Source organism: Mycobacterium sp. NPDC003449 (assembly GCF_053588415.1).
Genome location: NZ_JBSFPX010000049.1, coordinates 15,609 through 39,055 on the forward strand (window position 1 = coordinate 15,609; position 23,447 = coordinate 39,055).

Here is a 23,447-nt window from a genome sequence, read left to right on the forward strand (position 1 = left end):
CGCGTCTGCTCGCGGCCCGGTCAGCTGGCGGTGTGCACAATCAGGATGTCGATCTTGGCCTTGCGCGCGACGTCGGCGGGCACCGAGCCCAACAGTCGTCCGGCGACCGAGTCCAGCCCCACGTCGCCGACCACCAACAGGTCCGCCTTGACGTCCTTGGCCAGCGTGATCAGCGCCTCGACCGGAGCGCCGACCACGGCCCGTTCTTCGATGTCACGGGCCCCGGCGGCCCAGGCCCTGGCCCTGGCCTCGCGAAGAATCTCGTAAACACCTGCGTCGCCGTGCATCCGGTAGCCCTCGCGGCCGAGAGCGTCCTCGGCGCGACGGTCGATCACCTGGTCGGGTGCGGGCGGTCGGGACCAGCCGCCCTTCTCGGTGTGATGGAAATGTGCGGTCGCGACGATCAGCTTCGCGTTCTCCTGCGCCGCGACCGTGCCCGCCCGCTCGACCGCCTGCATCGCCGAGGCCGAACCGTCGGTTCCGACGATCACCGTCCGATAGCCACCCATCGCTGCCTCCCTGCGGTTACGACGACGTCAAGACATTAGCGCCCACGGGACGCTGAACGCGCGCGGTTCGCATTCTCCGCGGGATGGCGCCGGCCGACCCGACCATTTCTGACGATTTCATCAGAACTATTGACTGACGAAACCATCGTATGTGACGATTTCATCACTAAAAACCACGAGGAGAGACGTGAAGACCATCGAGTTGTCCTACACCCCACCCCCAGAGCGCGTCGCCGCCGGTCTCGGGAACAGCGAGGACGGGCTCGCCGTGTTCGCGGCCGCCGAAACCCTCGCCGCAGAGCTCGCGGCAACCGGCGCGCCCGAGGCCAACCACGACGGCCAGGTCGAGCAACTCGACCGGGTGACGGCGGTTCATCGATTCGTCGATGCGCCGGGTGACAGCGAAACGGTCCGGTGGCACATCGTGGAGGCCGGCGATACCGGCAATCCGACCGTGGTCTTTGTGCACGGCGTCCCCGACTCGTGGTGGCAGTGGCACTATGTGCTCGACGGGCTGGCAGACCGATACCATTGCCTGGCAGTCGATTTGAAGGGGTACGGGCAATCGGACAAGCGCACCGGTGATTACCGGCAGTCCGGGGTGGCCGACCAGCTCGGGGCCCTGTTGGACACTCTCGGCGTCGGCCGCTACACCGTCATCACCCACGATCGCGGCACCCCGGTCGCCGACCATCTGGTCGCGCGGCACGGCGCCAGGGTGCTCGGGTACGGCCGTGGGCAGCAACACTTCTGGCATCTGCATCCGACGCTGCATCCACAGGAGCAGCTCTTCACCTCACCGGACGCGCCGACGCTGCTCACCGATGCGCGCCGGTTCGTCACCACCGCCTACAGCTGGCTGGCCGAACGGCCGGTCGAACACCGCGATCTGCTGCGGACAATCGAGGAGTTCAGTCATCCGGGGATCGCCTCGGCGGTTCCGCGCTACTTCCACTCCTCCTCCTTCCGGCAGGAGTGGGTCGACCGGCGCAGCAGGCTGATCGACGCATGGCAGGCTCCGGTACTGATGCTGCAGGGAGCCGACGACCCGATCCAGCCACGCGAGTTCTACCAGGACCCCGGAGTCCTCGGAGCGCTACCGCACGGCAGCGGCGTCCACCTGTTCGACAGCGGACACTTCTGGCCGTTCGAGGCCGCCGAAGAAGCGGTCTCGGTCATCGGCGCCTTCTGCGACCGCGTCACCGGGAGCTGACACGTCGCCCGGGCTCAACCGGCATTCGCGATGGCGACGACGCGGATCTCGACCCGCATCCCGCGGGCGCCGAGCGCGGTAACGCCGGTCTCGGTCCAGATCGGTGCGCGGTCCGGCATGCGTTTGCGGAACTGTTCGACCATCACGGCATTGTGCGCACCGGCGATCGTGTCGGCCTCGCTCGCGACGTGGTAGGAGTTCACCGCGATCACGTCCGGCCAACTCGCCCCGGCGGTCGCGAGGGTGCGCTCGACGTTGTCGAACGCCTGCACGATCTCCGCTTCGAGCGACTCGGGGAAGTTCCAGTCGTCGTCCCAGCCTCCCTGGCCGGACGTCTCGATGCGGTCACCGACCCGCACAGCCTGGCTGTAATGCATTCTGGTCAGCTGTTGTTCGCCGTATCCGGGCGTGGCGAAGAACTCCGGACCGCTCGTCTTAGTCACTTCATGCATGAAGTGAATCTACCACGAGATGACTTCACGCGTAAACTCATGCCATGGCACACACCGACGAACCCCAGTGGCTGACCCCGGAGGAGAAGGACGCCTGGACGGGCCTGGTCTCCCTGATGCTGCTACTGCCCGGCAAGCTGGAGTCGCCGCTGCGGCAGGTGGACCTGACCCTGTTCGAGTACCTGGTGCTGAGCCATGTCTCCGAGGCGCCCGACCGGCGAATCCGCATGAGCGAGTTGGCATTCCTCGCCAACGGCTCGCTGTCGCGACTGTCGAATGTCGTCAAGCGGTTCGAACTGCGCGGCTGGGTGACCCGATCGCCCGATCCCGACGACGGCCGGTACACCATCGCGGCCCTCACCGACGTCGGCCACCGCCTGGTCGTCGAGGCCGCACCGGTCCACCTGCGCTCGGTGCGTGAGTCCGTGCTCGACCCGCTCACGGCGACCGACAGGCAGGCCCTCACCCGGATCGCGGCCAAACTGCGGGTGGTACCGCGCGACTTCGCCAAGCCGACCCACCCCCGGAATGGGCGGCCATCGGACGTCACACCCGAGTAGCGTCCTGGTGCAGCCGAATCGAATACGAGCGCAAGGGGGCGCTATGCGTGGGAGAACGATGATGCAGTTGATCGCCGTCGCGGGAGTCGCGGGATTGACGGCGTGCGGTACCGGCAGCCCGCCCGAGACCACGGAAACACCAAGCGCCTCAGCGCCGGCGGGCAAACCGTCGATCACCAGTGAGCCGTTCGGTCAGGTGGGTACGGCGCCGGTGGACCGCTACACGCTCGACAGCGGGAACGGCATGCGGGTGCGCATCCTCAGCTACGGCGGCACCATCCAATCCATCGAGGTGCCCGACCGGGACGGTCAGGCCGGCAACGTGACGCTCGGCTTCCCCACCCTCGAGGGCTACCTGAACAACACCGGCGACGCCAAGACCTACTTCGGTGCCATCATCGGCCGGTACGGCAACCGGATCGCCAAGGGCACCTTCGCCCTCAACGGCGCCGAGCATCACGTCCCGATCAACAACAACGGCAACAGCCTGCACGGCGGCACCGCGGGGTTCGACAGCAAGGTGTGGCAGGCCAGCCCGCAGAGCGGCGACGACGGCGCCGGGCTGAAGCTGCAATACGTCAGCCCGGCCGGCGAGATGGGCTATCCCGGGACGCTGACCACCACGGTCACCTACACCGTCACCCCGTCCAACGAGCTGCACATCGACTACCACGCGACCACCGACGCGCCGACCGTCGTGAACCTGACCAACCACACCTACTTCAACCTGGCCGGGGAGGACGCGCTCAACGTCTACGACCAGGACTTGACCATCAACGCCGACTCCTACACCCCGACCGATTCGACGCAGATCCCGACCGGCCAGATCGCCCCGGTGAAGGGCACACCGTTCGATTTCACGGCACCGACCGCGATCGGCGCGCACATCACCGCCAACGATCCGCAACTGCTGCTGGCCCACGGCTACGACCACAACTGGGTAATCAACCGGGGCAACGATTCCGGGCTGGTGCAGGCGGCCAAGGCCACCGACCCCAAGACCGGCCGCACCCTGACCGTCTCCACCACCGAGCCCGGCGTTCAGGTCTACACCTCCAACTTCATCGAAGGCGCGTTCACGGGCACCAGCGGTCACATCTATCGACAGGGGGCGGGGTTCACCATGGAGACCCAGCACTTCCCCGATTCGCCGAACCGTCCGAATTTCCCGTCCACCACCGTCAACCCCGGACAGGCCTACGACTCGAAGACGGTGTTCGCCTTCGGCACCGAATAGGGAATACCGGCTGCCCGCTACCTGCTGAGGACGAGAGACCCTCGCAACGAACAGGAGCATGCAGCCATGTCAGATGCCATCGATTTTGACGCCATGAATCGCGCGGTCATCACCGAGTTCCGCGAGACGGGTGGTAAGGCGAGCGGCATGTTCGAAGGTAAGCCGCTGGTATTGGTCCACCATGTGGGAGCCAAGTCGGGCGTCGAGCGGATTGCCCCGTTGGTGCCGTACCTCGATGGGCGTCGCATCTTCATCTTCGCGAGCAAGGGCGGCGCCGATACCAACCCCGACTGGTATCACAACCTGGTGGCCAACCCGGACACCGTCGTGGAGTTGGGGTCGGAGAGCTTCCCGGTGACCGCTCGCCTGCTCGCCGGGGACGAACGCGCCGACATCTACGCCAAGCAGACCGTCGTGGAGCCTCAGTTCGGCGACTACCAACGCAAGACAACCCGGCTGATTCCGGTGTTCGAACTGCAACGCACCGACAGCTGACCCTGGGCCATCACAACTGTCACCCATTAATCTGCACTCCGTCAGGATTAATATGCACTGTGTCGATTTTGGTGTTAGGCTCGCCGGGTGAAAACCATTCTGATCACGGGGGTGAGCAGCGGCCTGGGGCGCGCGTTCGCCGAGGGCGCGCTGGGCGCCGGTCACACCGTCGTCGGCACGGTCCGCCGGCGCGAAGACCTCGACGCATTCGAAGCGCTAGGGCCCGGCGCCCACGGTCGGCTGCTCGACGTGACCGATGAGCGGGCCGTATTCGACACGGTCGCGGACGTCGAGTCGGCGGTCGGTCACCTCGATGCGGTGATCGCCAACGCCGGCTATGGGCTGGAGGGCATCTTCGAGGAGACGCCCCTGAGCGAGTTGCGGGCCCAGTTCGAGACCAACGTGTTCGGGGTGGCGGCCACGCTTCAGGCTGCCCTGCCCTTCATGCGTGAACGCCGCGGCGGTCACCTCATGGCGGTGACGTCGATGGGGGGCTTGATGGCCCCGGCCGGCCTGACCGCGTACTGCGGCAGCAAGTTCGCGCTCGAGGGCCTGCTGGAGAGCCTGGGCAAAGAGGTCGCCGGATTCGGCATCCACGTCACCGCGATCGAGCCGGGTTCGTTCCGCACCGACTGGGCGGGCAGGTCGATGAGACGCGCCGACAGATCCATCGCCGATTACGACGAGGTCTTCACGCCCATCCGGGAAGCTCGGCTGCAGGCGAGCGGGAATCAACTCGGTGATCCCGCCAAGGCCGCCGCCGCGGTGTTGCAGGTCCTCGAATCGGCCGATCCGCCACGACATCTGGTCCTGGGATCCGATGCCCTGCGGCTCATCGCCACCGCGCGGCAGGCCGTCGATCAGGAGATCGCCACGTGGGAACCACTGTCTCGGACAACAGATTTCCCTGACGGCCGGCAGATCGCCGCCGGCTGAGATGCCGGGCCCGCAGAAACCCACCCGGCGACGGGCCGCCACACCCCGAAAAGGGGATATGCGCGAGCTGGCCATTCTCGACACCGCCGAGCGACTGCTGGACGAGCACGGCTACGAAGCCATGACGATCGCCGACATCGCCGCGGGCGCGGGGATCACGCGGGGCGCGCTGTACTTCTATTTCGGGTCCAAACAGGAGGTCATCACCGCACTGGTCGCCCGCACCGTGGACGCGCTGCGGGAGAAGTCGCGCTCGGCCGCGCTCGACGCCGCACGCGGTGAGCAGGCCATCGACGAGACCATGGTCCGGACCGAGGAGTTGTGGCGCGAGCACGGGGTGGTGATGCGTGCCGCGATCGACCTGGCGTCGTCGGTGCCCGAGATCGACACGCTGTGGACCGACACCGCCGATATCTTCATCGACGCCATCGCCGAGATTCTGCGGCACATGGGCTCGACGACACGCGGGGACAGTCCCGACACCGCCGACCTGGCGCGGGCCTTGTGCTGGATGATCGAGCGCAGCTTCTATCAGGGCTCGCGGATCTCGAAGGCCGAATTGACCAGGGCCAGGAAGGCCTGCACCGAAATCTGGCATCGAGCGGCCCGCTGACCTCGCGGCACCGTGACCGCCCGGAACATTGCCGGATCCACGTGCGTTGCGCCGTGGGTGAAAGCGATGACCTACAGCCAGACCGGTGACTCCTCGGTACTCGTGCTCCGGGACCGCGAGCCGGGCGAGCCGGGACCGGGTGAAGTGCGGGTGCGGGTGGTGTTTTCCGGGGTGAACCCCACCGACTGGAAACATCGAGCGGGGGCCGGCGTCGGCCCGGCGTCCGACTTCGCCGAAGTGGTGCCCAACCAGGACGGAGCGGGCATCGTCGACGCGGTCGGCCCTGACGTACCCGACCTGTCCGTCGGGGACCGGGTGTGGCTGTATCTGTCCCGGGCGGACGGTGCCACCGGCACCGCGCAGGAGTACGTGGTGCTTCCGTCGGCCCGGGTGGTCGCACTGCCCGAGGGCGCGAGCTTCGAGGTGGGCGCGAGCCTGGGGGTGCCTGCCATGACCGCGCACCGCGCGCTGACTGTCTCCGAAGACTGGCCCGACCGGCTGTATCCGGGCGCACTCGATGGCGCGACGGTTCTCGTCGCCGGCGGAGCGGGGGCCGTGGGGCACGCCGCGATTCAGCTGGCCCGTTGGGCGGGGGCAACGGTGATCGCCACGGTCAGCGGGCCCGAGAAGGGCGCATTGGCGGCCGCGGCGGGCGCGCACCACGTGGTCAACTACAAGACCGGCGACGCCGCAGCGGCCATCTCGGCCATCGCACCGGATGGTGTCGATCTGGTGGTGGAAGTGGCGCCGGCTCAGAACGCGGCGCTGAATGCCGCGGTCGTCTCTCCCCGCGCAACGATCGCGGTGTACGCCAACGACGGTGGCGACGAAGTGGTGCTCAACCTCTTCCAACAGATGACGGCCAACACGCGTTACCAGTTCATCCTGCTGTACACCGTCGGCGAACACGCTCTGGCCAACGGCAGGGAGGACGTGTCCGCGGCGGCCGGCGCCGGCGCACTCGCCGTGGGCGACGCGGCCGGCCTTCCGCTGCACCGCTTTTCGCTGGAGGAGACCGCCGCGGCGCACGACGCCGTGCAGAGTGGCGTGACGGGGAAGGTGCTGATCGACGTTCGGTGATCCCTGGCGCCGTCAGGTGGGACCGTCACTGTCGGCGACGTTGCGGCGTCGTTCGTCGTCGATGCGTTGGCGGCGGTCGTGGTCGCGTGTGACGCGGCGTCGGGGCATGCCCAGCCCGGCGGGGTGTTTGGGTGGTGGTCTGCCCGATGTCGTGACTGGGGCTGTCGGAGCGCATAATTCGGGGAACAGCAGCCGACTGCCGGGAACAGTGGTGTGGGTGCGGCCGTCGGGGTCGGTCCACACGATCGTGCCATCGCAGGACTGCTCGCTCGACCAGCCCGGCCAAAATGTCTTCAGAAGGTGGTGTTCACGACACAGACACACCAGGTTGGAGGCCGCCGTCGGCCCCCACGGGTAGGGGATGGTGTGGTCGATATCGGTGACGGTGACCGGGCGCGTGCAGCCCGGAAAACGACACGTTCGATCCCGGCACCGGACAAACTCCGCGAGCCCGACCGAGGGCCGGTAGCGCGGTTCGGGTGGTGCCTGACCGGGATGGACGATGGTGCGGATCCTGGCGTGCATCGCGGCCTGGGCCACCACCGGCGCCGGCACCACCGCACCGCCCAGAACCACACCCGGCCCCGCGGGACACCATTCCCCGCGGTCGGTGTTCAACGCCGCCAGCAGCCCCGACCAGGTGTAGGTGTACCAGGGTTTGGGCAGCAGTTTCGGCGAAGCGCCCACCAATGCCCGGCGCTGCGCGACAAGATCACCCGTCGGCACCACATCCGGTTCGGCTGCGGCGGCGGGTGCTGGAACCGACTCGGCAGGGCCGTCAGCCGGCTCGGCCTCAGCGGCGGGTGCTGGAACCGGCTCGGCCTCGGCGGAGGTCGTGGCGGCCTCGACGGCGTCCTGGCGGGCCACCATATGAATGACGATCCCACCCACCGCCGGCCTGGCCGCCGCATCACAATCCGCCGACTCACACAAACACGGCAACCGATCCCACCCGAACCCCATCGCCCCCAACGCCGCCGACCGCCGCTCATCAACATCACGAGGATCACGAGCACACACCGTGCGCGCCAACGCGTCAGCACGCTCATCCACAGCATGCGCATCAGCCACCGACATCGTGGCCTCCAGATACCCCGTCCCCGACGCATCATCCACAAACACCTCGACGCGACGCGCACGACTACGGACCTGACTACGACGCACCGCGAACCGATCATGACGCAACACCAACACGTCGACATCCTTCTCGGCCTGATCCACCGACATCGCCCCCACCGACGCCACCAACCCCGCCAGGTCGGCATCCAACGCCCGCAACGCGTCAGCGTCCTTGACCAACATCGTGCGACTACAGATCAGATGCACCAACCGATACCCGATACCACCCGCAGCGAACACCGCCGCCACCCTCGGCAACCGCTCCCGCAACATCACCGCATCGGTCAACAACCCACTGGCCACCCCACTCGTCACCGCGTGAGCAGCTCCGATCCGCACACAAACCGCGCTCCAATTATCCAACCGCCACTGCTCACGCTCAGCCGACCCATCCGCGGCATACGCCTCGGCAAGCATGTCGGCCATATGCCCCAGCCGCGCCGCACACGCCGCGTTCTCCAACACCGCACACGCCCGCACCCCCTCACCAGGACTACGCGCCGCAGCAACCGCAGCCAACTGAACATCGAACACCCTTTCGATTCTCGTCCAACCACACCCCCGACGCCACCACCACCAGCCGATCTGGGGATGAACCCGACACTGTGCACAACCCCACCCACCACACCCAAAATGTCAGTGCCACATGGTAGGAGCGTGTCGCGGCAGTGTCCGGCGCGGCCGGCTGGCGCGGTGTACGAGCGGGATGTCAATCTTGATCTGATGCAGTCGAAGTCAGCGCCCATGTCGCGCGTCACCCGGGTCTGCGCCGCAGGAGCCGCCGTGCTTGCCGTTGCCGCAGCCACGTCGTGCGGGCAGGCGGTGCAACCACCGCCCACCGCCGGCACTTCGGCACCAGCCGTGCCGAGACCAACCATGCCGAAACCGACAACTGCCGAAGTGGTCCCCGAGGGCGATTTCACTCCGGTCGCCCGGCTGGTGAACGATGCGATTGCGGCACATCGGCTGCCCGGCGCGGTGGTTCAGGTCGGGCACGCCGGCAATATCGTCTTCCGCCAGGCCTTCGGCTCACGCAAGCTCGCCGGGGAACCGGGACTGGACGGGTCACCCGCGCCGGCCGAGCCGATGACCGAGGACACCATCTTCGATCTCGCGTCGCTGACGAAGGGCCTCGCGACTACCGTGGCGTTTCTGCAACTGTACGAACAGGGCAAGGTCCAGATCGACGATCCGGTGCAGAATTATCTGCCCGAGTTCAACCCGGCGAATGACCCGCGACGGGCCCGGGTGACGCTGCGCATGTTGCTCACCCATACGTCCGGCATCGCCGGAGATTTGAGCCTGGACGGGCCGTGGGGGCTGGACAAGGCCGACAAGCCCGAAGGTGTTCACCGTGCGCTCGGTGCGTGGGTGGTCACGGAGCCCGGTGCGGGGTTCCACTACTCCGATATCAACTTCATCATCCTCGGCGCTCTGGTCGAGAAGATCACCGGCGAGGCGCTGGATACCTACGTGCCCGAGCACGTCTTCGCCCCGCTGGGCATGGCCGACACCCGCTATCTTCCCGCGACCAGGGCGTGCGGCCCACACCAGATTCGCGGTACCGCAATCGCTTTCGATCACAAGGCAACCGGTCAAGGCCAATGCCCGGCGGGTACCTGGAGCACCGAACTGTTGGCGCGGATCGCCCCGACCGCACACGACGGCGACACGCCGGGCCTCAACCCCGACTACGGTCAGCTGCTTCGCGGCACCGTCCATGACCCGACGGCACGGCGGATGGGTGGCGTGGCCGGAAGTGCCGGGGTGTTCTCCACAGCGCAGGACGTCGGCAGCTATGCGCAGGCCCTCCTCGACCGCCTCGCCGGGCGGCCGAGCCCGTTTCCGCTGACGCAACCGACCCTGGAACTGGCGACGACGCCGCAGCAGCCCGGGCACAACACCGCCCAACTGGAGGCCGCCAACCACGCCACCCACGATGCCGTCGACAACGCCCCCAACACCACCGATCCCCTACTCGCACCGCACTATCCGGCGATCAGTGGACAAGACCTGCGCGGCTTTGGCTGGGATATCGACACCGGCCAGTCCCGGCCGCGCGGCATGGTCTTTCCGGTCGGCAGCTTCGGCCACACCGGTTTCACCGGCGTCACGCTGTGGATGGACCCGGCCTCAGACACCTACGTGGTGGTCCTGGCGAACGTGATCCACCAGCCCGGCGGCCCACCCATCGCCAAGCTCAGCGGTGACATCGCCACCGTGGCGGCCCGGGCGTTGCACCTGTACGGCAACTAGCCCGAAGGCGACGCGGCGATGTCGTGCACCGTCAGGGCCGACGAAAACTGAGTGGTGGTCGCCGGATCGGCCAGGTCGAGACCGCACAGGTGCTCGATGCGTCGCAACCGCTGCGCGACGGTGTTGGGATGGACCAGCAGGGTCTTGGCGGTCGCATGACGGTCCTGCCTGCACGCGAAATAGGTGCGCAACGTCGACAGCAGCTCGGTGCGGTGGGCGGTGTCATAGTCGACGATCGGGCCAAGCGTGCGATCGGCGAAAGCCGTCAGTTTAGCCGGATCATCAAGTTGGAGAAGCAGTCCGACGATGCCGAGATCGTCGAGAGCGACCACGGTGTCGACCCGGCCGGCCCGCAGTGCGATATCCAACACTGCCTTGGCGATCTGGTAGGCCTCGGCGTAGTCGGCCGTGTGGGCCGAGACGGCGGCGGTCGCGGTTACGCCCGGTGCCAGACGCGCCATCGCGCGCTGGACCGTGATGCCCGGTGCCGCGTCACCGTCGCCGTCGTCGGGCCACAATGCGACCAGGGCGCCACCGTGCATCGCCACCAGCGGCCGGGGCTGATACCCGGAGGCCAGCTCCGTCACCACCGCCAACGCGCGCTGCCAGGCGCGGCCTACCGATGCCTCGCCGGGGCCGGTCAGCGCGGCGACGATCGCGATATGGGCCACGGTCAGGTCGTGGCCCAGCCGTTGCGCCCGCTCCAACAACCGATGCGGCAGCGGTCCGCTGTTGGTCAGCACTTCGGCCAGCAACTCCCCGCGCAACCGCCGCTCCACCTCGGCCGCGGACTGCTCACGCAACAGCTCCACCGAAACGACGACGCAGGCATGCTCGACAGCGCGAACCTGAAGGGGGTCAAGCGAATCGAGGTCTCCGGGGAGCCAGATCCGGGCGGCCACCTCGCTGCCCAGCCGTACCCGCCCGACCAGCCATCCCGGCACCGTGCCGTCGACGTCGATCACCTCGACGACTGTCGAGGGTCCCGCGACATCGCTGTCCGAGGCGGCCGAACGCGTTGCGACCGTGGGGAAGTCGACGTCTTGGCCGGAGCGGGCGATCTCGACCTGGCGGGAGTCGTCGATGAGCACCGGCCGGCCGATCAGATCGCTCAACGCGGCGGCGATGCCGCTGATGCCGCCGGAACGCAAGGTGACCGTGAGCAGTCGTTCGTGGATCTGTTCCGAACGTGCCAGCGCATCGCGCTGTTCGCGCAATGAGTCGGTGAGCCCGCGCAGCTCGTCGAGCCGGCGTGCCGAGGTGACCGCGATGGCCGCGTGGTTGGCCAACAGGATCATCCGCTCGATCTCGAACCGGGTGAAGGTGTGCACGGGTGCGTAGTAGCCGTTGAGGGTCCCGAGCACTTCGGTACCCGCGATCAGCGGCACCGCGACGACGGCCCGGTATCCCTGGTCGCGCGCCACGCCGGCCCATAGCGCGAACTCGGGTTCGGTCCGGACATCCCGGATGGCCACCGGCTCGCCGCGATGGAAGGCACGCGTCGACGGGGAACCGCTGTCGAGCCGGATCGGCCGGTCGGAGTTGACCCGCCGGACGTAGGCCTCCGACAGACCGCTCCATCCCTGCACCACCAGCCGGTCGGCGCCCGCGTCGGGAATGAGGACACCGCAGAAGTCGAAACCCAACAGTGTGCGTGCCGTATCGGCGACCAGACAGAGCACATCGGCCAGATCGGTTTCGGCGCCGGCTTGCGCGCTGAGGGTGCGTAAGGCGGCCAGCCACGTCACCAGTTCCGCACCGGGCCGTTCCTGGCCCGCAGCTGTCGTCACGTTCGCAGTCCCCATCGGTTATGTCTGACCGCACATCGATCGCGATCAAGTATGTCTACACAAACATTGAACACCCGTGACGCCGTGATGACACTCATATCCATGACCTCTGCCTCACCCGCCGTTTCACCGGCCTCGTTCGACATCCCGGCTTCGGCACCGCAGCCCGGCCAGTTCCGCGACATCCTCAACCCGGCCACCGGCGAGGTGATCGCGACCGTGCCCGAGCAGGGCGAGGGCGATGTCGACATTGCGGTGGCCACCGCACGCCAAGCGTTCGAGGCCGGACCGTGGCCGAGCATGGTCCGCAGCGAGCGGGCCCGGCTGCTGCTGCGCATCGCCGATGCGATCGAGGATGCCGGCGAGCGGCTCTACACCCTGGAGGCCCAGAACAACGGCCGGCCGATCACCGAGACCCGCGCGCAGCTGTCCCGGGTACCGGAGTGGTTCCGGTACAACGCCGGTCTGCTGGCCGCCCAGCGCCAGGCCGTGCTGCCCGGTGACGGCCCCTACCTCACCTATCAGCAGCGCCTGCCGCTGGGCGTGTGCGGCATCATCACCCCGTTCAACCATCCGATGCTGATCCTGGCGCGCAGCCTGTCCGCCGCGCTCGCCAACGGCAACACCGTGGTGGTCAAACCGTCCGAGCTGACACCACTGACAACCCTCGCCCTGGCCGGCATCCTCGCCGACGCCGGGCTGCCGGACGGTGTGCTCAACGTGGTCACGGGCGCACGCGCGGCCGGTCAACGGCTCACCGGCCACCCCGACATCGCCAAGATCACCCTCACCGGCGGGACCGAGGCCGGCCGGTCCGCGGCGATCGCGACGGCGTCCCGGTTCGCCCGCATCACCGCCGAACTCGGCGGCAAGACACCCGTGGTGCTGTTCGACGATGTCGATCCCGTCATCGCCGCCGAGGGCGCGGCGTTCGCGGCGTTCGTCGCCGCGGGCCAGTCCTGCGTCGCCGGCTCCCGGTTCCTGGTGCAGCGCGGCGTTTACGACGACTTCGTCGACGCGCTCAGCGCACGCGCACAAGCCATTCGGCTCGGCGATCCCGCGCTGCCCGGTACCCAGATGGGTCCGCTGATCAGCGCCCGGCAACGGGACAAGGTCACCACCTTGATCCAGACCGGGGTCGACGAGGGTGCCACGCTCAGGACCGGGGACCAGAAACCCTCCCTACCAAGACCGTTCGACAACGGGTTCTTCCTCTCGCCCACGGTGCTGTCCGACGCCACCATGGATATGACGGTTGCCAGGGAGGAGATCTTCGGGCCGGTGGCGGTGGTCATCCCGTTCGACGATGAGCGCGACGCGGTCGCCATGGCCAACGACAATCCCTACGGACTCGGCGCCGGGGTCTGGACCACCGACCTCGGCCGCGCACACCGCATCGCGGCCGACATCAACGCCGGCATGGTCTGGGTCAACGACCACCACCGGCTCGAACCGTCCCTGCCATGGGGCGGCATCAAGGAATCGGGCTCCGGAAAAGACGCGGGCACCGAATCATTCGACGATTTCTCGTGGATCAAGACGATCGTCGTGCGGACCGCGGCCGACCACGTCGACTGGTACGGCGACCAACCGCAGCGCCGCCTCAACTGACACTCGTCCCGACACTGGAAAGGCTGACCATGTCCGCAGGACGTTGGTATCACGACATCACCCGAACACAATGGCTCGTGCTGGCGGGCACCACCCTGGGCTGGGGCCTTGACGGTTTCGCAGGCAGCCTCTACGTCCTCGTCCTCGGGCCCGCCATGAGCGAGCTGCTACCCAACAGCGGCATCGCCATCGACGGCGCCGCGATCGGCTTCTACGGCGGGATGACCGTCGCGCTGTTCCTCATCGGCTGGGCGACCGGCGGCATCCTGTTCGGCGTGCTCGCCGACTATTTCGGCCGCACCCGGGTGCTGTCGGTGGGCATCCTCACCTACGCGGTCTTCAGCGCGCTGGCGTTTCTCGCCGAAACCTGGTGGCAACTCGGCATACTGCGGTTCATCGCCGGTCTCGGATCGGGTGTCGAAGCGCCGGTGGGCGCGGCCCTGATCGCCGAGACCTGGCGCAACCGCTTCCGGGCCCGCGCCGGTGGGGTCATGATGGCTGGCTATGCGGCCGGATTCTTCATGGCGGCCGCGGCATACGCGCTGCTCGGCGATCACGGCTGGCGCGCCATGATGCTGCTCGCCGGCATCCCGGCCCTTGTGGTGTGGTTCATCCGCCGCTACGTACCCGAACCGCCCGAGATCGGCGCCCATCTGCAGGCACGAAAGGAGCGAAAGGCGCTCGGCCGCACCCGGGACCACGACCGGTTCGTGCTGCGGCGCCTGTTCAGCCCGCCGCTGTTGCACCCCATGCTCGTGTGCACCGCCCTGGCCACCGGAGCCCTCGTCTCGTTCTGGAGTGTGTCGACCTGGTACCCGCAGATCATCCGGCAGCTGACCACCGCCGACGGTCTCCCGAAGGAGGTGGCCGACCACCGGGTGGCCATGGCCGCGATGCTCTTCAACGCCGGCGGCATCATCGGTTACGCGGCATGGGGTTTCGTCGCCGACGCCATCGGGCGTAAGAAGGCCTTCCTGATCAGCTTCGCGGTATCGGCGGCCACCATCGCGTGGGCGTTTCCGGTCGACCGCAGCCACGGTGAAATGCTCGTCGCCATGCCCATTCTGGGCTTCGGATTGTTCGGTGCCCTGTCCGGCACGTTCATCTACGGTCCGGAACTGTTCCCGCCCAGCGTGCGGGCGACCGCCCTCGCGGTCTGCAACAGCGTCGGCCGTTACATCACCGCGCTCGGACCACTCACCGCGGGCGTAATCGCCTCATCCTGGTTCGACGGCAACCTCGGCATCGCCACGGCCTCGGTGTCGGCGATCGGCCTGATCGCGGTGATCGGCCTCGGGTTCGCCCGCGAAACCCGGGGCGACCCCTTGCCGGTGGACCATGCACTCGACGACACCACCCCGCTGAGCGAAAAGAGCGCGTCATGACCGGATACTCAACCGCTTCGGCCATCGTCGTCGGAGGTTCCATCGGAGGGTTGACGACCGCCCTGCTGTTGCGCGACCTCGGGTTTCACGTCGATGTCTACGAACGCACCCCGGTCCCGCTGGACGGGCGCGGCAGCGGCATCGTCTTGCAGCCCGACACCGTGCGCTGGTTCGCCGAACGCAGTCGCCAGGATCTGGCCGACCTGCAGACTTCCACCGCCTACGTGCAGTATCTCGACCCCAGCGGCGCCGTCGTGCACCGCGAACCCGCCAGGTGGACCTACACCTCCTGGGGCACCTTCTACCGCGCCCTGCTCGCCGACTTCGGCGCCGAGCACTATCACTACGGGGAATTCGCCTGCGGTTTCAGCCAAGACGCCGACACCGTGACGGTCCGGTTTGTCAGTGGCGCGACGGCCCGCGCCGACCTCGTCGTATTCGCCGACGGCATCACCTCCCCGGCCCGCGAACACTTCGATCCCGCCGCCAAACTCGTCTACTCCGGTTACGTCGGCTGGCGCGGCACCGTCGCGCTGTCGAGACTGACCGCACCGACCCGCGCGGTACTCGGCGACGCCATCACCTACACCGTGATCCCGAACTCGCACATCACCATGTACCCGATCCCCGGTGAGGACAGCATCGACGAGGCCGACCGCCTGATGAACTACGTCTGGTACCGCAATGTGCCCGCCGGTCCCGAGCTCAGCGAAATACTGATCGACAAACGGGGATTCGCCGGATCGGTCTCGGTTCATCCGGGACAGGTGCAGGACCGCTTCGTCGACGAACTGCGGGCCGCGGCCACCACGCAGCTGCCGCCCGCCGTGGCCGAGGTGGTCTCCGCCACCGAGCAGCCCTACCTGCAGGTACTGTCCGACGTGCGATCCTCGCGGATGGCGCTGGGCAGGGCCGCGCTGATCGGGGATGCCGCATCCGCGTCGCGGCCGCATGCCGCGGCCGGGACCGCCAAGGCCGCCGCCGACGCCTGGGCCCTGGCCGAAGCGCTGTCCACCGCGTCCGGCGACATCGTGTCGGCACTGTCCAAGTGGGAGCCGGCCCAGCTGCAGCTCAGCGACACCCTGCTGCGCCGGGTGGTGGATATGGGCGAACGCTCACAGTTCCACAACACGTGGACACCCGGTGATCCCGACCTGCGTTTCGGACTCTACGGTCCCGGACACTGAACCCCGAAATAGGAGAGGAATTCGACCATGACCGACAACAACTACCTGACCGAGCTACCGCTCGCCGGCGAACTGGTGGCCACCGACTTCGAGAGCTGGCCCGCGTGGCTCAAGACCGAATTCACCGAGCATGCCTTCGACGGGAACGTCGGATCCCGGTTGCTCAGTGAGGATTCGCGGGTGCGGGTCTGGGAGATCCGGTTGGCCCCCGGTGAGCGCTGGCACGCGCACCGGCATGTGCTGGACTATTTCTGGACCGCGGTCAATGCCGGTACCAGCCGCCAGCACACCCACGACGGCACCGTCCGTGAAGTGTCCTACCGGGCCGGCGAGACCCGCCACTTCCACTTCGGGCCAGGCGAATTCCTGCTGCACGACATCGAGAACATCGGCGACACCGAGCTGGTCTTCACCACCGTCGAGCATCTCGACAGTGACAACGCCGCCCTGGACGTCACGCGGTGAGCACCGGAGCATCGTCGCGGGGTGTCGTCGACGTCCACGCGCACTGGCTTCCCCGCCAACTGTTCGGCCTGCCACCCGGTGCACCCTACGGACCGATGAACGATCGGGACGGGCAGTTGTATCTGGGTGATCTGCCGTTGTCCATCGCCACCGGGGCGATGAGCGACGAGGCCGCCATCATCGAGGATATGAGCCGCGCCGGGGTCGGCGTCCGCGTGCTTTCGGCGCCCCCGTTCGCGTTTCCGCTTAACGGTGACGGAGCCGAATATGCCCGGGAGTACAACGCGGCGCTGGCCGACGTCGTCGCCCGGGACGACGGAAAGCTGCTGGGCCTGGGCGTCGTGAGCCTGAGCGCTCCGGAACAGGTCACGACCCAGTTGACCGCGCTGCGAGACGCCGACGGCATCGTCGGGATCGCCATCCCACCGGTGGTCGACGGCGGGTCGCTGGACAAGGGCACGCTGCGGCACATCGTGTCCGAGGCCGCGCGACTCGACCTCGCTGTGCTGGTGCACCCGATGCAGATCGGGCGACCGGAATGGACGGACTACTATCTGGCCAACCTCATCGGCAATCCCGTCGAAACTGCCACGGCGGTAGCGAATCTGGTGCTGAGCGGCCTCAAGGACGAGCTGGCCACGCTGCGCATCTGCTTCCTGCACGGTGGCGGCTGCGCACCCGGGCTGCTCGGGCGGTGGGATCACGGCTGGCGGGCCCGGGCCGACGCTGGGGGTGCGAGCGTACGGCCTCCCTCCGAGGTGATCCGCGATCTGTACTTCGACACCGTCACGCATGACGCACCACAACTGGAACTGCTCTGCACGATCGCGGGCGTGGACAAGGTCGTGTGCGGTAGCGACTACCCGTTCGACATGGCCGAGCCCGACCCGGTGCGGTTCGCCGTCAAACACGGACCCGACGAGGACGCGTTGATCCGCGCCGCACGAGAATTCCTGAGGATGAGCTGATGCCCGGTCTCTTCACCCCGCTGACCCTGCGTGACGTCACATTCGCCCACCGGGCCTGGATGTCGCCGATGATGCAGTTCTCCGCCGTCGTCGACGGCCCGGAGGCCGGCACGCCCGGCGATTGGCACCTACAGCATTTCGGGGCACGGGTGGTCGGCGGCGTGGCCTTGGCCATGGTGGAGGCGACCGCCGTGGATCCCGTCGGCCGCAGTAGCGGCTACGACCTCGGGCTGTGGAATGACACGCAGATTGCCGGGTTCGCGCGATTGACCCGCTTCATCTCGGCGCACGGAGCTGTTCCGGGCATCCAGCTCGTACACGCCGGCCGGAAAGGCTCCACCGGCCGGCCGTGGCCGGACCCCGACCGCGAACCGCAGACCTGGTCGACGGTGGGTCCCAGCCCGATAGCGTTCGGACGCCTTGCGGCCCCCGACGAGCTGGGCCGGGCCGAGATCGAGGGCATCGTGCGGGCCTTCGCCGATGCGGCCCGCCGAGCCGCCGCAGCCGGATTCCGGGTGCTCGAAATCCACGGTGCCCACGGGTATCTCATCCACCAGTTCCTGTCTCCGCAGTCCAACGCGCGCACCGACGAGTACGGCGGGGCGCTCGGTAATCGGATGCGCTTCGCGCTGGAAGTCGCCACCGCGGTACGCGATGCGTGGCCGGACCACCTGCCGTTGTTCTTCCGGGTATCGGCGACCGACTGGCTGGCCGGGGACACCGACGATCCGCGCCCGGGCTGGACCGCCGCGGACACCGTCGCGCTCACCACGGAGCTGAAGAAGGTGGGGGTCGACCTCATCGACGTCTCCACCGGCGGCGCGGTTCCCGACGCCAGGATCCCGGTGTTTCCCGGCTATCAGGTGCCGTTCGCCAAACGGGTCCGCGCCGAGGCCGACATCCCCACCGCATCGGTCGGGCTGATCACCGAGGCCGAACAGGCCGAGGCGATCATCACCGGCGGTGAGGCCGACGCGGTGTTCCTGGCCCGCGCGCTGCTGCGCAATCCCAATTGGGTCCGCGACGCCGCGCAAGGCCGCGGGGTCGCGCTCCCCCACCCGCCGCAGTACTCCCGTGCCTTCACGTGAGATGAGCCTGAGCTAGTTGCCGGTGGAGATGGTGGCGACATCGTCGGCGGGGACCTCGTAACCGAGGTCGTCGATGAACGCGACGTGCACCGGGCGGTCGGTACGCCGCGCCCGGCGCACCATGGTGGGGCCTTGCGGTCGGGGCAGGTTGTCGTCGCCCCACTGCTGCAACGCTCCGATGACAACATGCAATTCGCGCCCGGCCGGGGTGAGGCGGTACTCGGGACGCGGGCGCTGGCCGGGTTCCTGGTAGGTCTGCTTGGTCAGCACCCCGTACTCGACCAGCGTGGACAGCCGGTCCGACAGCATATCCGGGCCGACGCCCAGATTGGCTTGGAAATCTGCGAATCTGGTGGTGCCCAGCAGCGCCTCCCGCAGAATGAGCAAGGTCCACCGTTCACCTAGAACTGCAAGACTTCTGGCGACCGAGCAGCTCCATTCATCGACGTTCTTGTGTGCCACAACTGCTTATTCTACGGCCCCTGGCTATGTTTCTGTCATCGAGGTGAGACACCGCCGGACGATAAGAGGTAGTACCTCTTATCTGACCTTCTGAGCGATCGTCGCGCTTGATCGGGTGTTGACGAGGATTCGGGACATGTGGAAGCCTTATTGCCAGAGAACAGGTAGTACCTATTTGCGGAGGTGGTCCCATGGCGGCCGCAAGTCGCATCGCGATCGAGGAGATTCGTAACCGGATCAGCTCCGGGCGCTACGCCCGCAACAGCAAGCTGCCCCGGGAGATCGAACTCGCCGCTGAGATCGGCGTATCGCGTGGTGCGCTGCGTGAGGCGATCCGAGCTCTCGAACTGACCGGAGTGCTTCGGACCAAACATGGTTCGGGCACCTACGTAACCGCGCTGAACCCCAGCGACCTGCTCGGACAGCTGACCCATGGTGACGGGTTTCTCGGGCTGGAATCGGCGGTCGAACTGGCCGAATTCCGCCGGATCGTCGAACCCGCGGGCACCGCACTCGCCGCCGAGCGCGCCACCGCGGAGCAGGCCGCCGTCGTCCGGCGCCTCTATGAGGAAATGGAGACGGTCGACGATCCGGTGGCCTACGCCCAGCTCGATTCACAGTTCCACCAGGCGATTCTCGCGGCCAGCGGCAACGCGTTCATCGTAGGTGTGTCGGCCGGCCTCACCAACGGCGGTGCTTGGCGATCGATGTGGCAAGCGGTCACCCGAGACTCCGTGCCGGACCGGACCCGCCGCGAGCACGAGAATCTGGTTCGCGCTCTTGAGACCCATGACCGTGAACTCGCCCTGGCGACCGCACACGCCCACATCAGCGAGGCGCAGGCACACATTGCCGAATTGGTTTCCGCGGCGGCACAGCAGCCGTCGACCCAAGTGACGCAAGGAGAATCCCGCTAACATGGAGCACACCTGGCGGTGGTTCGGCCCAGCCGATCCCGTCACCCTGGCCGACATTCGGCAAACCGGTGCCACGGGTGTCGTCACCGCCCTGCATGAGGTGCCGATCGGGCAGGTCTGGTCGATCGAAGCGATCACCGAGCGCCGCCGCTCGATCGAGAGCGCGGGCTTGAGGTGGTCGGTCGTCGAGTCGATACCCGTCCCCGACGCGATCAAGCTCGCCAGCCCTGAGGCCGCCGAGGCGACCGCCGTATGGGCGCAGACCCTGCGCAATCTCGCGGCGTGCGGCCTGAGGACCGTCTGCTACAACTTCATGCCGGTCCTGGACTGGACCCGTACCGACCTCGCCCACCCCTTGGCGGACGGGACCTGGGCACTGCGGTTCGATGCCGACGCGTTCGCGGCGTTCGACCTCTTCGTCTTGCGCCGCGAGGGCGCCGACGCCGACTACACGGCCGAGGAGATCGCCCGCGCCCGCCGGCACGCCGATCAACTCGACGATGCCGGCCGTGCCGCCTTGGTTCACACGATCGTCGCGGGACTGCCCGGCGCTGACGCGCACTACGGAATGAGCGAGCTCAAGGACCGGCTTGCCCTGTACCGCGGCGTCGACGCCGCTGCCCTGCGGGAGAACCTCGGGGTGTTCCTGCGTGCGGTTGTGCCGGTGGCGGAGGCGGTCGGCGTCCGGTTGGCGATCCACCCGGACGATCCGCCGCGACCCCTGCTCGGGCTGCCTCGCATCGTATCGACCGCGGACGACGTCGAGTGGATTCTGCGGGCCGCACCCTCTCCGGCGAACGGCTTGACCCTCTGCACCGGCTCCTACGGGGTGCACCCCGACAACGACCTGCCCGCCATGGCCGAGAAGTTCGCGCAGCGCATCTATTTCGTGCACCTGCGCTCGACCCGCCGTGAAGCCAACCCCAAATCCTTCTACGAGGCCGATCATATCGACGGCGATGTCGACATGGTCGGCGTGGTGGCCGCACTCGTCCAGGAGGAACGGCGCCGGGCCGCATACGCCGGCCCGGCCATTCCCATGCGCCCCGATCACGGGCATCAGATGCTCGATGACCAGCACCGCGCAACCAGGCCGGGCTACTCGCTCATCGGCAGGATGAAAGGCCTGGCCGAGCTGCGCGGCGTCGAACTCGCCGTCAGTCGTCTGCTCGCACCCGTGCTCCAGAGCACCAGTCCCGCTACCCACGGAGCCCTACAAATATGATCGGCACTCTGCCAACAACTTTCGCCACCTACCGCCCACTGCCCACGGTCGTCGCGGCTGACGATTTCGACACCGGGATGAACGGCTGGTTGGACTTGCGGCCCAACTTCGTCGGCCCGGACTTTCGCGCCCATTCCGACGAGGTCGACCTGATTCACTGGGGTCCGGTCATGCTCAGCTCGGCGACCTTCGCTTTCGGCGGCACCCACGGGTCGGCGCACGGAACGTACTCGCTGAAAATCTCCAGCCGCGCCGCAGCAGCCCCCGCCGACCAACCGCCCGCGCCGGGAAGTATGGGTTTGGGCATCAAACGACTCACGATCCCCGCCGACGCCCGTCTTGTGCGGGTCGAGAGCACCCTTGCCTATAAGGCCGAACAGGACCGTCCCGGGCTCGGCGTGAACGACGTACGAGCGTTCGGGCTATTCATCGACCTGCAAGACGACCTTCACCGGTACATGCCCGGCGTACGGTACGTCAATTCCATTGGGGGACAACCCGTCCGGCACTGGCAGTACTACAGCGAAACATCCGATACCCACGAGGAGTGGAACTATGGGAACGCCGGCTGGCACCAGGTGGGTGTCGACCCACAGTGGTTCGGTTCGCGGCGCCCCGACGGATCCACCTCCGCCACAACGTGGTTCCCCGACGGAGATCAACACCTCGTCTACAACGAATCCGACGACAAGCTCAACTGGATGCGCCTGTCGCTGACGGTGGATGTCGAGCAACGCGAGTATGTGGATTTCACCGCGCACAATCGCGGGCTGACCTTCCCGCCGGGCGCCCATCCCACCTGGGCGCCCCCGTATGCCAACATCCAGGGTCTGCTCAACCCGGTCTTCTTCGTCGAGAGCGACACCGACCGCCGGGTCAGTCTGTTTCTCGACTCCGTGCTGATCTCCACGGCGACCACCGAAGAGGCCCGCACCGCTGGGCTACTCGCAGACGGGCACGCACGATGAAATCGTTCAATACCTCCGTGGTCGAGCTCCGCCAGACCTTCGACGCCACCGTGGAAACCCATCCCTTCGAGGCCGGCTGGGCGGACGAAGCGATCTTCTTCGTATTCACCGAGGCCGAGGCACCCGCCAAGGTCGATCTGCGGGTGCAGATCAGTCCCGACGGTATTCGATGGATCGATGAAGGCACCACCGTGTGCCTGACCGGATCTGCACACGATTTCGTCCGCGTCCGCCACTTCGGCGGATTCTTGAGACTCGCCGGCACCGTTCACGATTCCGCAGGCGAACCTTCCAGTTCGACGATTACCGTCCGCCTCGCCCTCAAGGGTTAGTCCGGCCGCGTCGGGTATGTCAGATCCACGTCCCCGGGAGGGTGCATGAAGCTACGAATCAACCATCCGACCGTCGCCTCGACGGTCGGTACCTCGTTGGAGTGGTACGACTTCTCCATTTACAGCACGGCAAGCGCCCTGGTGTTTCCTGCCGTGTTCTTCTCGTCCCAGGATCCGCTGGTGGCAACACTGGCCTCGTTCGCCACCTTCGCGGTGGGATTTTTCGCCCGCCCCGTCGGTGGGATCATCATCGGCATGCTGGGCGACCGTGTCGGTCGTCGCCAAATGCTGTTTCTGACACTGCTTCTCATGGGTATGGCCTCCACATTGATCGGTGCGTTGCCGAGCTTCGACGCGATCGGAATGTGGGCACCGATACTGCTCGTCGTCCTGCGGATCCTGCAGGGGCTCGGGGCCGGTGGGGAGTACGCGGGTGCCACGCTGCTGGCGGCCGAACATTCGCCGAACCGGTCCAGGGGTCTCAACGCCAGCATCCCCGGCGCGGGAAACGCATTGGGGGCACTTCTCGCCACCGGTATCTTCATGGTGATCACCGCCGTCACCACCCGCGAAGAACTC

24 protein-coding genes are annotated in these 23,447 nt (G+C 67.4%); 19 read left to right on the forward strand and 5 right to left on the reverse strand.

The genetic code is table 11. The annotated features are described in order from the left end of the window. Positions 1-20: 20 nt before the first annotated feature. A complete protein-coding gene (locus ACWDTP_RS15065) occupies positions 21-509 on the reverse strand; it encodes a universal stress protein (RefSeq protein WP_450020984.1) in 489 nt (162 codons plus the stop codon). Positions 510-696: 187 nt separating this feature from the next. On the opposite strand from ACWDTP_RS15065, the gene ACWDTP_RS15070 reads away from it, so the two are divergent. Further along, positions 697-1,722: an alpha/beta fold hydrolase gene (locus tag ACWDTP_RS15070; RefSeq protein ID WP_450020986.1), complete on the forward strand. Its 1,026-nt coding sequence runs from the start codon at positions 697-699 to the stop codon at positions 1,720-1,722. 14 nt (positions 1,723-1,736) lie between these two features. On the opposite strand, the gene ACWDTP_RS15075 is transcribed toward ACWDTP_RS15070, so the two are convergent. Then, positions 1,737-2,174, reverse strand: a complete 438-nt coding sequence (locus tag ACWDTP_RS15075; protein WP_450020988.1) for a RidA family protein — start codon at positions 2,172-2,174, stop codon at positions 1,737-1,739. Between the two features lie 44 nt (positions 2,175-2,218). Between ACWDTP_RS15075 and ACWDTP_RS15080 the strand changes: the two genes are divergently transcribed. The 6 genes from ACWDTP_RS15080 to ACWDTP_RS15105 all read left to right on the forward strand — a co-directional run bounded on the left by ACWDTP_RS15080 (position 2,219) and on the right by ACWDTP_RS15105 (position 7,095). Next, positions 2,219-2,734, forward strand: a complete 516-nt coding sequence (locus tag ACWDTP_RS15080; RefSeq protein ID WP_450020990.1) for a MarR family winged helix-turn-helix transcriptional regulator — start codon at positions 2,219-2,221, stop codon at positions 2,732-2,734. Positions 2,735-2,777: 43 nt separating this feature from the next. After that, positions 2,778-3,971 (forward strand): aldose epimerase family protein, encoded by a 1,194-nt coding sequence (locus ACWDTP_RS15085; RefSeq protein ID WP_450020992.1) that lies wholly within the window; start codon positions 2,778-2,780, stop codon positions 3,969-3,971. Between the two features lie 66 nt (positions 3,972-4,037). Continuing rightward, positions 4,038-4,466: a nitroreductase family deazaflavin-dependent oxidoreductase gene (locus tag ACWDTP_RS15090; protein ID WP_450020994.1), complete on the forward strand. Its 429-nt coding sequence runs from the start codon at positions 4,038-4,040 to the stop codon at positions 4,464-4,466. 87 nt (positions 4,467-4,553) lie between these two features. Continuing rightward, positions 4,554-5,402, forward strand: a complete 849-nt coding sequence (locus ACWDTP_RS15095) for an oxidoreductase (protein WP_450020996.1) — start codon at positions 4,554-4,556, stop codon at positions 5,400-5,402. Between the two features lie 58 nt (positions 5,403-5,460). Next, the gene (locus tag ACWDTP_RS15100) at positions 5,461-6,015 is read left to right on the forward strand and encodes a TetR/AcrR family transcriptional regulator (RefSeq protein ID WP_450020998.1); all 555 of its coding nucleotides are present in this window, start codon (positions 5,461-5,463) and stop codon (positions 6,013-6,015) included. Between the two features lie 66 nt (positions 6,016-6,081). Further along, entirely contained in the window at positions 6,082-7,095 is a 1,014-nt protein-coding gene (locus ACWDTP_RS15105; protein WP_450021000.1) for an NADPH:quinone reductase, read from the forward strand. Positions 7,096-7,107: 12 nt separating this feature from the next. Here the strand turns inward: ACWDTP_RS15105 and ACWDTP_RS15110 are convergent, their stop codons facing one another. Next, a complete protein-coding gene (locus tag ACWDTP_RS15110) occupies positions 7,108-8,748 on the reverse strand; it encodes a DUF222 domain-containing protein (RefSeq protein WP_450021002.1) in 1,641 nt (546 codons plus the stop codon). A 189-nt stretch (positions 8,749-8,937) separates the two neighbouring features. Here ACWDTP_RS15110 and ACWDTP_RS15115 point away from each other — a divergent pair, with 189 nt between their 5' ends. Continuing rightward, a complete protein-coding gene (locus ACWDTP_RS15115) occupies positions 8,938-10,470 on the forward strand; it encodes a serine hydrolase domain-containing protein (protein ID WP_450021004.1) in 1,533 nt (510 codons plus the stop codon). On the opposite strand, the gene ACWDTP_RS15120 is transcribed toward ACWDTP_RS15115, so the two are convergent. Continuing rightward, positions 10,467-12,260, reverse strand: coding sequence for a helix-turn-helix domain-containing protein (locus ACWDTP_RS15120; protein WP_450021006.1), 1,794 nt, complete (start codon positions 12,258-12,260; stop codon positions 10,467-10,469). The two genes, ACWDTP_RS15115 and ACWDTP_RS15120, sit on opposite strands and share 4 nt — an antisense overlap. Positions 12,261-12,362: 102 nt before the next feature. Between ACWDTP_RS15120 and ACWDTP_RS15125 the strand changes: the two genes are divergently transcribed. Genes ACWDTP_RS15125 through ACWDTP_RS15150 form a run of 6 tightly spaced genes read left to right on the forward strand, consistent with a single transcriptional unit; the run spans position 12,363 to position 18,964 of the window. Continuing rightward, positions 12,363-13,871 carry an aldehyde dehydrogenase gene (locus tag ACWDTP_RS15125; RefSeq protein WP_450021008.1) on the forward strand — a complete coding sequence of 503 codons (1,509 nt, stop codon included), beginning with the start codon at positions 12,363-12,365 and terminating at the stop codon, positions 13,869-13,871. A gap of 29 nt (positions 13,872-13,900) precedes the next feature. Beyond that, the gene (locus ACWDTP_RS15130) at positions 13,901-15,256 is read left to right on the forward strand and encodes an MFS transporter (protein WP_450021010.1); all 1,356 of its coding nucleotides are present in this window, start codon (positions 13,901-13,903) and stop codon (positions 15,254-15,256) included. Next, positions 15,253-16,443 (forward strand): FAD binding domain-containing protein, encoded by a 1,191-nt coding sequence (locus tag ACWDTP_RS15135; protein WP_450021011.1) that lies wholly within the window; start codon positions 15,253-15,255, stop codon positions 16,441-16,443. The genes ACWDTP_RS15130 and ACWDTP_RS15135 overlap by 4 nt, the downstream gene beginning before the upstream one ends. Before the next feature lie 27 nt (positions 16,444-16,470). After that, the gene (locus tag ACWDTP_RS15140; protein WP_450021013.1) at positions 16,471-16,908 is read left to right on the forward strand and encodes a hypothetical protein; all 438 of its coding nucleotides are present in this window, start codon (positions 16,471-16,473) and stop codon (positions 16,906-16,908) included. Continuing rightward, positions 16,905-17,876: an amidohydrolase family protein gene (locus tag ACWDTP_RS15145; protein ID WP_450021015.1), complete on the forward strand. Its 972-nt coding sequence runs from the start codon at positions 16,905-16,907 to the stop codon at positions 17,874-17,876. The genes ACWDTP_RS15140 and ACWDTP_RS15145 overlap by 4 nt, the downstream gene beginning before the upstream one ends. Further along, positions 17,876-18,964 (forward strand): NADH:flavin oxidoreductase/NADH oxidase, encoded by a 1,089-nt coding sequence (locus ACWDTP_RS15150; RefSeq protein WP_450021017.1) that lies wholly within the window; start codon positions 17,876-17,878, stop codon positions 18,962-18,964. Before ACWDTP_RS15145 ends, ACWDTP_RS15150 begins: the two co-directional genes overlap by 1 nt. Positions 18,965-18,976: 12 nt before the next feature. Here ACWDTP_RS15150 and ACWDTP_RS15155 read toward each other — a convergent pair whose 3' ends face one another. Then, positions 18,977-19,426 carry a winged helix-turn-helix transcriptional regulator gene (locus ACWDTP_RS15155; RefSeq protein WP_450021019.1) on the reverse strand — a complete coding sequence of 150 codons (450 nt, stop codon included), beginning with the start codon at positions 19,424-19,426 and terminating at the stop codon, positions 18,977-18,979. A gap of 191 nt (positions 19,427-19,617) precedes the next feature. On the opposite strand from ACWDTP_RS15155, the gene ACWDTP_RS15160 reads away from it, so the two are divergent. From ACWDTP_RS15160 to ACWDTP_RS15180, 5 genes are all read left to right on the forward strand, one after another. Then, positions 19,618-20,343: a FadR/GntR family transcriptional regulator gene (locus ACWDTP_RS15160; protein ID WP_450021021.1), complete on the forward strand. Its 726-nt coding sequence runs from the start codon at positions 19,618-19,620 to the stop codon at positions 20,341-20,343. A 1-nt stretch (position 20,344) separates the two neighbouring features. Further along, positions 20,345-21,568, forward strand: a complete 1,224-nt coding sequence (gene uxuA, locus ACWDTP_RS15165) for a mannonate dehydratase (protein ID WP_450021023.1) — start codon at positions 20,345-20,347, stop codon at positions 21,566-21,568. Then, positions 21,565-22,536, forward strand: coding sequence for a DUF6772 family protein (locus ACWDTP_RS15170; RefSeq protein ID WP_450021025.1), 972 nt, complete (start codon positions 21,565-21,567; stop codon positions 22,534-22,536). Before uxuA ends, ACWDTP_RS15170 begins: the two co-directional genes overlap by 4 nt. Beyond that, positions 22,533-22,868, forward strand: coding sequence for a DUF6385 domain-containing protein (locus ACWDTP_RS15175; protein ID WP_450021027.1), 336 nt, complete (start codon positions 22,533-22,535; stop codon positions 22,866-22,868). Before ACWDTP_RS15170 ends, ACWDTP_RS15175 begins: the two co-directional genes overlap by 4 nt. Positions 22,869-22,913: 45 nt before the next feature. After that, the coding region (locus tag ACWDTP_RS15180) for an MFS transporter (RefSeq protein ID WP_450021029.1) at positions 22,914-23,447 on the forward strand (534 nt) is incomplete at its 3' end.

Excerpts from the sequence above, each read along its gene's own strand:
- ACWDTP_RS15065 (WP_450020984.1), bottom strand. The coding sequence starts at position 509 with ATGGGTGGCTATCGGACGGTGATCGTCGGAACCGACGGTTCGGCCTCG.
- ACWDTP_RS15075 (WP_450020988.1), bottom strand. The coding sequence starts at position 2,174 with ATGCATGAAGTGACTAAGACGAGCGGTCCGGAGTTCTTCGCCACGCCC.
- ACWDTP_RS15080 (WP_450020990.1), top strand. The coding sequence starts at position 2,219 with ATGGCACACACCGACGAACCCCAGTGGCTGACCCCGGAGGAGAAGGAC.
- ACWDTP_RS15085 (WP_450020992.1), top strand. The coding sequence starts at position 2,778 with ATGCGTGGGAGAACGATGATGCAGTTGATCGCCGTCGCGGGAGTCGCG.
- ACWDTP_RS15090 (WP_450020994.1), top strand. The coding sequence starts at position 4,038 with ATGTCAGATGCCATCGATTTTGACGCCATGAATCGCGCGGTCATCACC.
- ACWDTP_RS15100 (WP_450020998.1), top strand. The coding sequence starts at position 5,461 with ATGCGCGAGCTGGCCATTCTCGACACCGCCGAGCGACTGCTGGACGAG.
- ACWDTP_RS15105 (WP_450021000.1), top strand. The coding sequence starts at position 6,082 with ATGACCTACAGCCAGACCGGTGACTCCTCGGTACTCGTGCTCCGGGAC.
- ACWDTP_RS15115 (WP_450021004.1), top strand. The coding sequence starts at position 8,938 with ATGCAGTCGAAGTCAGCGCCCATGTCGCGCGTCACCCGGGTCTGCGCC.
- ACWDTP_RS15125 (WP_450021008.1), top strand. The coding sequence starts at position 12,363 with ATGACCTCTGCCTCACCCGCCGTTTCACCGGCCTCGTTCGACATCCCG.
- ACWDTP_RS15130 (WP_450021010.1), top strand. The coding sequence starts at position 13,901 with ATGTCCGCAGGACGTTGGTATCACGACATCACCCGAACACAATGGCTC.
- ACWDTP_RS15135 (WP_450021011.1), top strand. The coding sequence starts at position 15,253 with ATGACCGGATACTCAACCGCTTCGGCCATCGTCGTCGGAGGTTCCATC.
- ACWDTP_RS15140 (WP_450021013.1), top strand. The coding sequence starts at position 16,471 with ATGACCGACAACAACTACCTGACCGAGCTACCGCTCGCCGGCGAACTG.
- ACWDTP_RS15150 (WP_450021017.1), top strand. The coding sequence starts at position 17,876 with ATGCCCGGTCTCTTCACCCCGCTGACCCTGCGTGACGTCACATTCGCC.
- ACWDTP_RS15160 (WP_450021021.1), top strand. The coding sequence starts at position 19,618 with ATGGCGGCCGCAAGTCGCATCGCGATCGAGGAGATTCGTAACCGGATC.
- uxuA (WP_450021023.1), top strand. The coding sequence starts at position 20,345 with ATGGAGCACACCTGGCGGTGGTTCGGCCCAGCCGATCCCGTCACCCTG.
- ACWDTP_RS15170 (WP_450021025.1), top strand. The coding sequence starts at position 21,565 with ATGATCGGCACTCTGCCAACAACTTTCGCCACCTACCGCCCACTGCCC.
- ACWDTP_RS15175 (WP_450021027.1), top strand. The coding sequence starts at position 22,533 with ATGAAATCGTTCAATACCTCCGTGGTCGAGCTCCGCCAGACCTTCGAC.